The organism is Cyanobium sp. BA20m-p-22, from assembly GCF_024346275.1.
Taxonomy (GTDB): domain Bacteria; phylum Cyanobacteriota; class Cyanobacteriia; order PCC-6307; family Cyanobiaceae; genus Cyanobium_A.
Genome location: NZ_JAGQCQ010000098.1, coordinates 1 through 11,006, shown reverse-complemented (window position 1 = coordinate 11,006; position 11,006 = coordinate 1). Strand labels below are relative to the sequence as shown.

Genomic DNA, 11,006 nt, shown 5'->3' with positions numbered 1-11,006 from the left:
AGTCCTTCAATTGACAGGGCCGATAGACCCGTGAGCCACTGTCGTGCCAGAACTCAAAGCGCTCTTGGGGAGGCAGGGCAGACAGGTCAAACTCTATTTGGTTAGCCATTGCAAGTCATAACTTACATCGTTCAGCGGTGGCCAATGTTACACATTTGACAGGGCTAAATACTTGACTCGCCCATGCTTGAGCCATTTCTAATGCCAATAATACAGAAGCCCCAACGGGTAAGCGTATTCACCATAACAATTGTCGCCGATTGTTCCAAGCCTGCAAAATCGGCACCAATTGCCCCGTAGTGGCGCACGCACATATGCATGCCAAGCCGGGGTTCAAGCACCGCCTCTTTGCCCAAAGCGCTCGCTTTCTCCAGCTCAACCCCCAGGTGCTGCATCTGGGGGTGGTCGTGGTGTGGATCAGCCTTGCTGCTCAATGCCGATTCTTCCTCGCAGACACCTCCCGCAACCGGCTCAACTAGGTGCAGCAATCCGTGGAACCATTGCTGGTTTCGCAAGCTACTTGCTTTTCTAGGGCTCAGTTGTATTGCGTGGTGATTGGCGTTGGGGGAGGGAGAGCACTGCATTCCTAATTCAGTGGCTGCGCCGGGTTCAGCATCACCAGCAGCCATCAGCCACGAAAAAACGCCGAGCGCTGCACCTTGCCGCCTCCTGCCCAGGGCCACCAGGGCGCGGCAAAGGCCTCGTCATGAGCCCATAGCTGCAGATCCCTGGCAGTCACGGTAAAACCTGCTGTTTGGGCCAGTTGCACCAACTGCGCCAGGTCTTTCGCCGCGCCGCACTGGGCCTGGAGAGCCGGGTCAGCCGCCACCGCTTGCAGGAACTGCCGCAGGGCAGGGCTTTTCATGGCTTACCTCCTGGTTGCTGGTTGCTCTAATTACATCATGACTGCATTTCCCAGGTTTCGCTCTATCCCATCACTCATATGCAAAAGATGCATGACCTGGGTGGCTGGTGGGGGAGATCCTTGGCCGCTTCGCGACCAAGCCCCTCGAGTCCGAGCCCGGCACGATCCGCGGCGACCTGGCCGTGAACATCGGCCGAACTGAGCGACTGGACTCCGGCCGATCAGGTTTGGCCCTTGGAGGGGTGATTAATTTGCCGGGGCAATTGGTTCTGCCTTGCCCTGCACAATTCTTAGTAGAAACACTATGCCAGCACCAAGCCATACTGTGACTTGGAATATCTGGTAACCTTCAAACCCGTGGGCCAAAGACAGGGGAGCTGAGAGGCTCAATGTCATCAATACTGCAAGAATGAGGTTTCCTGCTCTAAGCTGCTTGATGCTGGTCAGCCAGCAACATAGTAAGGCTGGATACAGCATTATGTTGTCGTAAATCCAGTGATAGAAAAATGTTGCTCCAGCGATGGCGCTCATGCCCGCAAGTTCCCAGGAAATCTCTAGGCGCATGCAGTGTTTCCAGAGCCCCAGGATGGCTTTTGAATGGTGAATTGCGACATAAATACAGGAAGCAGCTATGCCAGTAATACCGATTAGCTCTATTTTAAACAGCTGTGGAGCGCTTTGATTTGGTGATGTGAGCACTCCGATCAGGTTTGGTGATGCGGTTGCAAAATATTGCAATGTTTCCAGCCAGCTCACAAGAAATTCGATTGGAGGCGTGCCGGTATGCCACAAGGCGCCAATGCTGAGCGCCAATAAAATGCAAGTTCCAAATAAGAGCCCTTTGCGATACTGGGGCTGGAGCATTGGCAACGCGAACGTTATTGCGATCTGTGGCTTGATCATTGCCAGTGCCCAGCAAAAGCCTGCGGGCAATGGCTTTTGACGTTGCAACAAAAGCCATTGCAGAGTAATGAGCCCAACGCATGCGGCCGAAAATTGACCAGCTGTCAAGCATAAATTCAGTCCACGGATGGTAAGGGGCAAAAAGGCGCCAAACCAACTCGCGGCTTTTCCAAAGTGCTGGAAGCACTGCTTGCCAGTAGCAGAGATGATCGCAACTCCTGCAAGGTTTGTAATCAAGATAATGATCTTCGCTTGCATAAGCCCTCCCCAGGCAAACAGTCCTCCAAACATGGGCAGCGCCCAGGGCAGGTAAACTGTGGTACGAAAATAGGGGAGGGATTTTTCTTGATCGGTTGCGAGTGATCCAAGCGGATAGATCTGATCTCTAAAGAGCAGCCACTCGTCGTAGCGTTGCTTCAGGTCCCATGCCAAATCCTCTTTCGCCAGGAGATCGTAGCTGCCCTTCGCAAGGGAATAAAAATTATAAACACCCATCAATATGATGATGGTCCAAAGTAGTAGCCTGGCCCAGGTGGGCCTGTTCTTTAGCCATGCTGGACTGTGGAGGGGGGTGCTGAGCCAATGTCCAATCAGAACTGCCGCAAAGCTGAGGCTGGAGTAGATCAGATAGAGCACTAGCAACAGGGCTCCTGGAGCGGCAAGCCTGATTCCGCCCTGACGCAGCAGCAGCCCCAGAAACGATCTGTTGAGTAGCAGCACTACCATCAACGCCCCGATGGCGATAAGCGCCGGCCAGGGGTTAAGCATCTCGAGGGTGGCGGCGGCAAGGGCGAGGGGTAAAACTAGACTCAGTCCCGCACTGATCCTGGCCGAGATGGAGAGATTCAGGGTTGGGGGAATATGGAGCCTGCTCAGCAACAGCAGGCTCCAGGGGATGGCCCGTTGCTGAATATCCGTGCGCACCATCAGGCTGAGGGTCCAGCGCTTGTGATGGGTGCCCTGGATACTGGGATCGAGCAGGATCTTGCCGCCGTCTTCGTGCAGGCGCAGGCCAAACTCGATGTCTTCGATGCAGGGTTGGCGGTAGGCCTTGGCATCAAAGCCCCCAAGGCCCAGGAAGCGTTCGCGGCGCACGGCCCCGCAGCCGGCCCAGAAGGTGCAGGCAGGCCCAGGCTGGCTGGTGTGGGTGTGGTGGTGGAGGAGGTTGCGGAAGCGGCTCACCACGCCGGAAGCCGCCGGTCGATCGTCGTAACTGCCGAAAAGAGCCTGCAGGCTTGGATCTGAGCCGAAGTGCCGCCGCACCCGCTCCACGGCGTCTGGATGGAGCTCCACATCCGCATCCACAAACAGCAGAATTTCGCCGCGGGCCTCCGTGGCGGCGAGGTTGCGAGCGGCGGCCGGACCACTGCGCTGGCCGGTGTGGAGCACCGTGGCAGCGGTGGCCTCGAGCCAGGGGGGCAGCTCAGAGGGGGGGCCATCAAACACCACCAGCAGTTCATCGCGTGGCGCCAGGCCCGCGAGGGCTGCCTGCAGACAACAGGCAAAGGGTTTGCCCCAGGTGATGGTGGGCATCACCAGGCTGATGGCAGGGTCGGTTGCTGGTGGATCCTGCAGGGCGGTCATGGCGGCCGGTTGGTCGAGCTGGTGGTTCAGGTTGTGTTCAGGTTGTGTTCAGGTTGGGGAGGTGGCCTTGCCCTGCTGGCGATTCCAGAGAGCGGCATAGGCCCCGCCTGCCGTTAGCAGGTCATGGTGGGTGCCCCGCTCCACCACCCGGCCTGAATCGATCACCAGAATCAACTGGGCATCGCGAATCGAGCTGAGTCGATGGGCTACCGCAAGAACCGTGCGCCCGCTGCCGAAGGCCTGAATTGCCTGATGCACCCGGGCTTCGAGATGGCTGTCGAGGGCACTGGTTGCCTCATCGAGGATCAGGATTTCGGGTTGGCGCAGTATTGCCCGGGCCAGGGAAAGGCGCTGACGCTGGCCGCCGCTGAGGCGGTGGCCGTGTTCACCGATCACGGTGGCGTAGCCAGAGGGCAATTGGTTGATGAATTCAGCGGCACAGGCAGCTTTTGCTGCTCTGTGGATGTCCGCTTGCGTTGCATTGGATCCGATGCCGAAGGCGATGTTGGCCGCAACCGTGTCATGGATAAGCAGCACGTCTTGACTCACTACACCCAGCTGGCGCTGCCAGCTTTCAATATTTAGAGTCTGAAGATCAACTCCATCAACCAGGATCGCCCCATCGGTTGGAGCCATCAGACCCACCAGCAAATCGATGATGCTGGATTTACCAGCCCCCGATGCCCCTACCAGCGCTACCGAGGCATATTTCCCCACATTAAAGCTCACATTGGCAAGGGCTGGCTGCTCCTGCCCGGGATAATGTAGGCCTACATTTCTGAATTCGATTTGATTATTGAGGCCTGGGAAAAACCTGCCGCCTGATCGGCGAAAAACCTTATTGCCGGGTTCAAGCAGCTCATCGAGAGCGGCGATGGTGGCACCATTCTCGATTAATTTAGTGCTTCTCTGCCCTAGTCTTATCATCCTTACGTTAAGCCGTTGCAGCGCTAGCACAAAGGTCGCCAAGCTAGGGATCATCAGCTCTGACCGCCCACCGGTGAGCTGCCAGCTGAGCAGCCCGAGCAGCACCGCAGCCAGCATCGGCAAAACTTCAGAAATTGGTTCAAAGAGGCTGCGGTGGAGGCTGAGTCGCTTGAGACTGCGCTCGAGGCCAGCCATGCTTCGTTCGATGGCTAACTCCGCATGGCCAATCGCAGCATTGCTATGCAGCAGGCGTAAGATCTGGATATCTGCCGTAATGGCAGAGGCGGTTTCCTGGCGTCGCTGTTCAGCTTCCTTTGAAGCTGAGCTGATCTTTGGACGCAGCCATGCCTGGGTAGAGGCCATCGAAAAACCGAGCAGGCCGACCAGGAGTATCAGCCACGGCGAGATTAATGTTAGGATTATAAGATAAATTAGCGTTAAGAGCCCGTTGCTAATCAGGGAACTTTTCTCCTCGATTTCGATATTTATAGCCGTTGGCGCCAGGCCGGCTAGGTGGGCCAGATTGCCTGTCTTAAAGCCACTTGCGCAGGCAAAACTCAGGCTGAGTATGTATTGATGAATCACGGGTATTATTTCTGCCTGGCAGCTTGCTGAGATCCAGCCCGAGATGGTGGTGCTCATGTAGCGACAAAAGCTCGATATCATCTGTAGGCCCAGCAGCAGCAATAAAAGAGTTATGAATATTGTCTCCCGACTATGCCCTGTGGTTGGCAGCAGAAGGCTGGGCTGGGCGCCTGAGATCAGCCTGCCAAGGCTGAAAATAACTACCAATACACAGGCTTCTGCTAAGCCCAGGAGCAGGGTAAATAATATGCTTGAAGCTAATAGCTTTTTTTGAGCCCTAACGGTTTGTCTAATAATCCGCGTTGTTGGTGCCGCATCCTCCCCCAAGGGCATCAAGAAGCCAGGCAGCAGTTGAATAAAGAGCTTCTGCCAGGATTGCAGCCAGGGCCAGGATGCCTTGCGCAGGGGCGATTGGCTCATCCAGCTGGCTGGCTGGCGTTTGGCGGGGCTTGATCAACCTTTGCCTCTTCAATGTATTCCGCATCCTGGTTGACAAGCCAGGGGTCGTATTTGTTTGCGGGATTGATAATGTTTTGGGCGACTAGCAATGCTGTCATCATTGAGTGGTCTTGATTGTTATATTTGTGCATGCCGTTGCGCCCTACTTGATGGAGCCTAGGGCAGCTAGTTGCAAGAGCGTTCTTGATTGTCGCCCGATGCGCCTGGTAACTATCATCGTATACGGGGTATGCCCTGGCCTGTCTGACGACGTGGCCATCAATAACGTCTCCCGGTGCAGCAAGACCAAGTGCGGTCAGTTCCTCTGTGGCCAACTCAATTAACTGCCCATCGGTTTGACTCCATATCGCATCGCCAACATCACAAAAGTACTCCATGCCGTAGCAGATGTTGCCAGAGCCATCGAGAAGCTCCGGCGACCAGTTCTTGAAGTTTTGAATACGCCCCACCCTGTATTCAGGATCATGAATATAAAGCCACTGGTCTTCAAAGGATACACTTTCTTTGAGAATCAAGGCTACAAGTATAAAATCTCGATACTTGAGGCTGGCTGCTGCAGCAAGGGCTTCGGCTGGCAGTGGGGGGCTGATGGCTGGCAGAATGTCCCTGATGGGTGCTGAGCTGATCACATGGTCATAGGGCCCGAAGGTTAGGGAGTCGTCATTGGCATTTACTTGCCACAGGCCTGTACTTTCGTGGCGATGAAGTGATGATGCCCTGACGCCGTGGTGTACCGCTCCACCAAGGGATTTAACCTTATCTTTGGCAGCTTCCCACATCATTCCTGGCCCAAGCCGTGGATAGCGAAAGGATGTGATTAATGTTTTAATTTGTGCCGATCCTTTTTGCTTTTTTTTTATCCCAAAATGCGCAAGAACACTTGTAGTGGCGGCGGTTTTTAGGGATAGGCCCTTGATCCGCTGATTGGCCCAGTCTGCGGAAATCTCTGTGCAAGGTATGCCCCATACCTTTTCTGTATAGGTTTTAAAGAAGCTCAAGTAAAGGCGCCAGCCAAAATGGAAGACGACCCACTCTTCAAAGTTCTCCGGACACGGCAACAAGCCTGCTTTGGAAAGAGCTTTTGTCTTTGCGTATGAACCCATACAGCGTGTGGATTGCCAAATCCCCAGATTTGTCAAAACCTCTCTAACTTCGAGCGGGTATTTATAGAATTTTTTTCTATATAAAAGCCGCGAGCTGCGCGGTCTAGTGATAATGTCGTTTGGCAGTATTTCAGTCCAGATATCTTCGATTTGCTTAGTTTTTGAGAAGAATCGATGGCCCCCAATGTCAAATCTGAACCCCTTATACTCTTCTGTTCGCGAAATTCCGCCCACATAGGTTGGATTTGCCTCGAGCACCTCAACGTGTATTCCCGCCTTGCTGAGGATGTAGGCAGCGGTTAGGCCGGCCGGGCCAGCTCCGATGATGCCGATTCGTAGGCTTGAGGTTTCGGCATCATCGCAGCTGGCAACGGTAGAAGTTGATTTCATTTGAGGGGCTTCTCACCTGCCCTGGATCTGCGAACTGAATCCACGTAAGATCATAATTGAAAATCCTAACCAAAGACGATGAGCATGCAAGTGCTGCTCTGCGATTTTTTTCGACCATTGATCCAGCCAGCCAACCTGCTCAGGCCAGTGAGAGGCGGTTGGAAAGCGTCATTTTGGCTCCGAGAGAAGTGGAGCTTTTCCCGGACCAGCCAGCTTGAGCCTTGGCAGCCTTGCACTGGCCCTGCAGGAGGGGATCCGCCGCCACAGCTCTCCAGTAAGGTAACGGGAGCAGGATTATTGATTGCTATTCACCATTCAGGGGAAGGCGCAAGCACGGCAACCAGTGCGGCTATAAGTTGACATTATTATAATTAGGAGGGAAAAATTTCAAAAGGGCTTTATGCATGATTTGCATAGGTTGTGCCCAGGCATGGCAATGACCAAATAACCCAGCTCCGATTTATATCTCTAGGGCTCATTTCTCCTCCGGCCCATAGCTCGACAGGAAGCCATATTCCCCGCAGCGCTGCAGGATTCTTTCCTGCTGGCCTGCCTCCCAGCACACCTCGCGGCGGCTGAGGTGGGGCGCCGGCCGCAGAATGGCCTGGCAGCGCGCCAGCCAAGCCGGATCGAGCTCCAGGCCCAGGAAGCCAGCCAGCCGGCCCAGCTCCCGCTCCGGCTCGGCCAGCAGATCCTCATGGCGCACATCCAGCAGGCGTGACTGGGGGCCGCCACCTTGATCCATCCAATCGGCAAGCTGGAAGAAATAGGCCTCGGCCCGTTGCAGGTCTGTGCCCCCGGGCGGCAGCACTCCGGCGGCGATGCTGTCGATCTTTTGGGCGATTGTGGCGATGTTGTCGAGCGGATGTCGCACCGCCCGTAGCCAGTGCAGCGGCGCCGGGCTGGTTAGCTCAAGTCGCTGCCGCAGCCACGGCCGGCGCGCCAGTTCCACCAAGGTGGCCTCCCCATGCTTATCGCCTACAACCAGCGGCTGCCGCACCTGCCCTTGCCCTGCCAGCCGGTAGCCGTAGCCCCCCGGCAACAACTCCTGGGTCGCTGCCCACTGCGCCGAGCGTTCCAGCAGCGGCAGCACCTCCACCAGCCGCCAGCCCCAGCGCAGAAACAGCAGTGCATCGAGTTCATGACCAATCGCCGCATCGGGATGGGCATCCAGCAGCGCGCCCAGCAGCGAGTGGCCACTGCGAGGTGGGCTCAAAAACAGGCACACCGCATGGGCCCTACGCCAGCGGCGCCGGCCCCGTCGTCCCAGCTCCCCCCGCAGCGGCCACCAGCGCAGCGCTCTGGTGCGTTGCCGCCACCAGAACCATCCCGCCGCCGCCGGAGTCAGCGTCGCCACATCTTTGATCTGGCCTCACAGAACGCTCCATGCAGCACACCCGCCGTGTTGGCCAGTTCCCATCCCAGCAGCAGCATTGCCAGCGGAAGCCGCTGCCGCCATGGCTGGCAGTTCAGGGAGCGGATCAGTTCACGCACCAGGCCCAGGTGACTGCCGATTGGATCGTGGTTTAAGTCGTGGTCTAAGCCGGGGTCTAAGTCGTTGGCGGGGTCGAAGTCGGTGGCGGTTCGGTACTGCTTGTGATGAATCCAGGCACCACGGCCATAGCCGTAGTACTGGCGCAGAAATCCCCGCAGGTCAGTGCGGTGGTCATGGGCCACCACCGCTAGGGGAGCCATGACAATCCGGCCTCCCCCGGCCCTCCAGCGGCGGCAGAAGTCTCGATCTTCCGCTCCGAAGCGTCCGAAACGCCCATCGTTGCCTTTGAGGGCCTCAAAGCCAGCGGCAGGAATGGCGAGGTTCAGCCCCGGCGCAAAGCTGGCGTTGTTGGGGTCTGGGTTGAAGTGCCGGTCTACCGCCTCATGGATCAGCTGCCCCGCCTGGGCGATCAGGCTGCGGGGCTGCCCGTTCTGCACTGCTCCGCCCACCAGCGCTCCGGGGTGGCGCCCAGCCACCTCCAGCAGGTTGGCCAGCCAATCTGGCTGGGCGATGCAGTCGTCGTCGAGGAAGGCCAGCAGGGTCGCCGTCGCTTGGGCGGCCGCGAAATTACGGTTGGCGGCCACACCCTGGTTGGCACGCAACAGATGACGCAGCACCAGGCGATCCCCATGGGCTTTCACCAAGGCACGGTTCAAAGCATCGTTGGGCGGGGTGGACACATCCACCAGCACCACTTCGAAATTCTGCTGCGTCTGGCGGGAGAGGGAATCCAGGCAACGGGCCAGTGCCGCCGGTCGGTTGAACGTCAGCAGCAACACCGACACCAGCGGGTCTGTCATCGCCCAGGCCGATACGCCGCCATCACCTGGCCGCGGGGATGGCCCCAGTCACCCAGCAGCTCACAGCTGAACCCATTTGTCTCGCCAAAACACCTGATTTCCGAGTCGGTATAGGCGAAGTAGCCATGGTCGTGGCCTTTGCCGCCCTGGCGCCGTTGCCGCTGCGTTGGGAAATAGGTGGCATAGAAAACCCCATTAGGTCGTAGCCAGGGGCGCAGCTGGCGGAAACACAGGCTGATCAGTTCGGGCGGCAGATGGGTAAACAGGGAATGGGCGATGGCGATGTCCGCCTCCACCCCAAACCGTTCAAAGCGGAAGCTGTCGTCGACCAGCAGGCGTGGCCGCTGCCGCGCCTCCAGCTCGTCGCCCAGTTCCTGCTCCACACCCACCCGCAGCAGCTCCGCTTCCTTCTCGATGCCCAAGTAGTGGCCTGGGGCCAGGTAGGGGATCGCCCGACAGCCCAGTCTCAGGCTGCCGCAGGCGATGTCGAGCAAGACAGTTTCCGGGCGCAGACCGTGATTCAGCAGAAAGCTCCATTGCAGGTCACCGATTTCGTCCCAGCGGCCACCCACGTAGGTGCGGTGACCCAAACTGGCAATACCCGCCGGGCCCTCGGCCGGCCGCCGCAGCCGCCGCAGTAGATCGGCCAGCAGACCAGTCACCAGGCCGTTGTGGTGGGTCCCCATCAGCTGCTGAACCCAAGTAATTTATGTTTTAACACCATGAACGAGATAGATCGACTGCTGAGCCATCTCGACTGCTGAGCCATCTCGACTTGGTTGCCGCGGATGGTTTCCAATCAATAGGTGTCATCAACGAGTGGTGACAGTGGTCCCCGAGAAGGCCTGCGCGGCAAGAGATCCGAAGACCGTTTGCGCACCCCCCTACCTTGATCGCGCCGACGCGCTCTGTCAATTCTGTGTAAAACGCTGAGATCCGTTGCGCTGCAGGCGCGCGCGCCGATCGACGCAAACACTGGGGTTTGGGCGATCGGCAGGGGGGTGCGCGGAACAGGGACAGGGCGCTAAGCCTGTGCAGGCCCTGGGTGCCCCGATTCCCGGATTCGCGCACCCCCCTGACGGATCTGGAATCAGCCAGTTCAATTAAGGCCGCTCAGATCACAGTCGCCGAATCGATCCCAGCGGAAGGTTTCCAGCCAGCATGAGTCTCGCTCGTTGCCAGCGTCGGAGATAACTCCTGCCACCAGTTCGGCAGTGATTGCGGCCAGCAGCACGCCGTTGCGGTGGTGGCCGGTCGCCAGCCATAGCCCCCTGACTCCGCTTTGCCCCAGCAGCGGCCCCTGGTCTGGCGTGCAGGGCCGGAAGCCCCACCAGCGCTCCATCGGCGGCCAGCAGGCAGCCTCCGGCAGCAGGGCTTCGAGGCCCTCCTGCAGTTGGCGCTGGCCCGCAGGCGTTAGCCCTTCGCTGAAACCCGCTTCCGGCTCGCTGGTGGCTCCCACCACCAGCAGGCCATCGGCCCGTGGCACCAGATAGGTGCCGGGGCCGAAGATCACCCGCTTGAGTGCCTGGCGCGGCGCCTGCAGCGACAGCATCTGGCCCTTGAGCGGAAATATAGGCAGTTGGGGCAGCAGCTGGGCGCTCCAGGCCCCGCAGGCCAGCACCGCCTCGGCGCATGGCAGTCGCTGCTGCTCCCCTGCCGCCGTGCGCAACCGTATGGCCGCCAGGGCGCCGTCGCCGCCGCACTCGATTGCCAGCACTTCTGCACCTTCCTGGAAGCCCACCCCCAGGGCTACGCAGGCCCGCTCCAGGGCCCGCATCAGCTGGCGGCGGTTGTCGATCTGACCGTCCTGGCTAAACAGCAGCCCCGCCCGCCAGCTCGGGCCGATGCCGGCGATTTCCCGCTCCAGGGCCGCTCGCCCCAGGGGATCGCCCCAG

At 58.4% G+C, this 11,006-nt stretch carries 9 protein-coding genes and 1 pseudogene; 1 reads left to right on the top strand and 9 read right to left on the bottom strand.

Features of this window, described 5'->3' with window-relative positions:
- Positions 1-164 precede the first annotated feature (164 nt).
- Together KBZ15_RS09975 and KBZ15_RS09970 are read right to left on the bottom strand one after the other, a co-directional pair.
- Positions 165-629: a hypothetical protein gene (locus tag KBZ15_RS09975; RefSeq protein ID WP_255015059.1), complete on the bottom strand. Its 465-nt coding sequence runs from the start codon at positions 627-629 to the stop codon at positions 165-167.
- On the bottom strand, positions 629-865 hold the full coding sequence (locus KBZ15_RS09970; protein ID WP_255015058.1) for a Nif11-like leader peptide family natural product precursor: 237 nt from the start codon (positions 863-865) through the stop codon (positions 629-631). The genes KBZ15_RS09975 and KBZ15_RS09970 overlap by 1 nt, the downstream gene beginning before the upstream one ends.
- Before the next feature lie 131 nt (positions 866-996).
- On the opposite strand from KBZ15_RS09970, the pseudogene KBZ15_RS18665 reads away from it, so the two are divergent.
- Positions 997-1,062: pseudogene (locus KBZ15_RS18665) on the top strand (nucleoside-diphosphate kinase); the annotation flags it as partial.
- Between the two features lie 49 nt (positions 1,063-1,111).
- Here the strand turns inward: KBZ15_RS18665 and KBZ15_RS09960 are convergent.
- The 7 genes from KBZ15_RS09960 to KBZ15_RS09930 all read right to left on the bottom strand — a co-directional run.
- Positions 1,112-3,352: a glycosyltransferase family 2 protein gene (locus KBZ15_RS09960; RefSeq protein WP_255015057.1), complete on the bottom strand. Its 2,241-nt coding sequence runs from the start codon at positions 3,350-3,352 to the stop codon at positions 1,112-1,114.
- 48 nt (positions 3,353-3,400) lie between these two features.
- The gene (locus KBZ15_RS09955) at positions 3,401-5,197 is read right to left on the bottom strand and encodes an ABC transporter ATP-binding protein (RefSeq protein WP_255015056.1); all 1,797 of its coding nucleotides are present in this window, start codon (positions 5,195-5,197) and stop codon (positions 3,401-3,403) included.
- An 83-nt stretch (positions 5,198-5,280) separates the two neighbouring features.
- Complete coding sequence (locus tag KBZ15_RS09950; protein WP_255015055.1) at positions 5,281-6,816, bottom strand: NAD(P)/FAD-dependent oxidoreductase; 1,536 nt, start codon at positions 6,814-6,816, stop codon at positions 5,281-5,283.
- Positions 6,817-7,291: 475 nt separating this feature from the next.
- Positions 7,292-8,173: a sulfotransferase gene (locus KBZ15_RS09945; RefSeq protein ID WP_255015054.1), complete on the bottom strand. Its 882-nt coding sequence runs from the start codon at positions 8,171-8,173 to the stop codon at positions 7,292-7,294.
- Positions 8,161-9,111: a glycosyltransferase family 2 protein gene (locus KBZ15_RS09940; protein WP_255015053.1), complete on the bottom strand. Its 951-nt coding sequence runs from the start codon at positions 9,109-9,111 to the stop codon at positions 8,161-8,163. Before KBZ15_RS09940 ends, KBZ15_RS09945 begins: the two co-directional genes overlap by 13 nt.
- Entirely contained in the window at positions 9,108-9,797 is a 690-nt protein-coding gene (locus KBZ15_RS09935; RefSeq protein ID WP_255015052.1) for a class I SAM-dependent methyltransferase, read from the bottom strand. Before KBZ15_RS09935 ends, KBZ15_RS09940 begins: the two co-directional genes overlap by 4 nt.
- Positions 9,798-10,210: 413 nt before the next feature.
- The coding region (locus tag KBZ15_RS09930; protein WP_255015051.1) for an FAD-dependent oxidoreductase at positions 10,211-11,006 on the bottom strand (796 nt) is incomplete at its 5' end.

What these genes read in the sequence shown, in the direction of transcription:
- KBZ15_RS09975 (WP_255015059.1), bottom strand. Translation starts at nt 629, where the DNA reads ATGGCTGCTGGTGATGCTGAACCCGGCGCAGCCACTGAATTAGGAATG.
- KBZ15_RS09970 (WP_255015058.1), bottom strand. Translation starts at nt 865, where the DNA reads ATGAAAAGCCCTGCCCTGCGGCAGTTCCTGCAAGCGGTGGCGGCTGAC.
- KBZ15_RS09960 (WP_255015057.1), bottom strand. Translation starts at nt 3,352, where the DNA reads ATGACCGCCCTGCAGGATCCACCAGCAACCGACCCTGCCATCAGCCTG.
- KBZ15_RS09955 (WP_255015056.1), bottom strand. Translation starts at nt 5,197, where the DNA reads ATGCCCTTGGGGGAGGATGCGGCACCAACAACGCGGATTATTAGACAA.
- KBZ15_RS09950 (WP_255015055.1), bottom strand. Translation starts at nt 6,816, where the DNA reads ATGAAATCAACTTCTACCGTTGCCAGCTGCGATGATGCCGAAACCTCA.
- KBZ15_RS09940 (WP_255015053.1), bottom strand. Translation starts at nt 9,111, where the DNA reads ATGACAGACCCGCTGGTGTCGGTGTTGCTGCTGACGTTCAACCGACCG.
- KBZ15_RS09935 (WP_255015052.1), bottom strand. Translation starts at nt 9,797, where the DNA reads ATGGGGACCCACCACAACGGCCTGGTGACTGGTCTGCTGGCCGATCTA.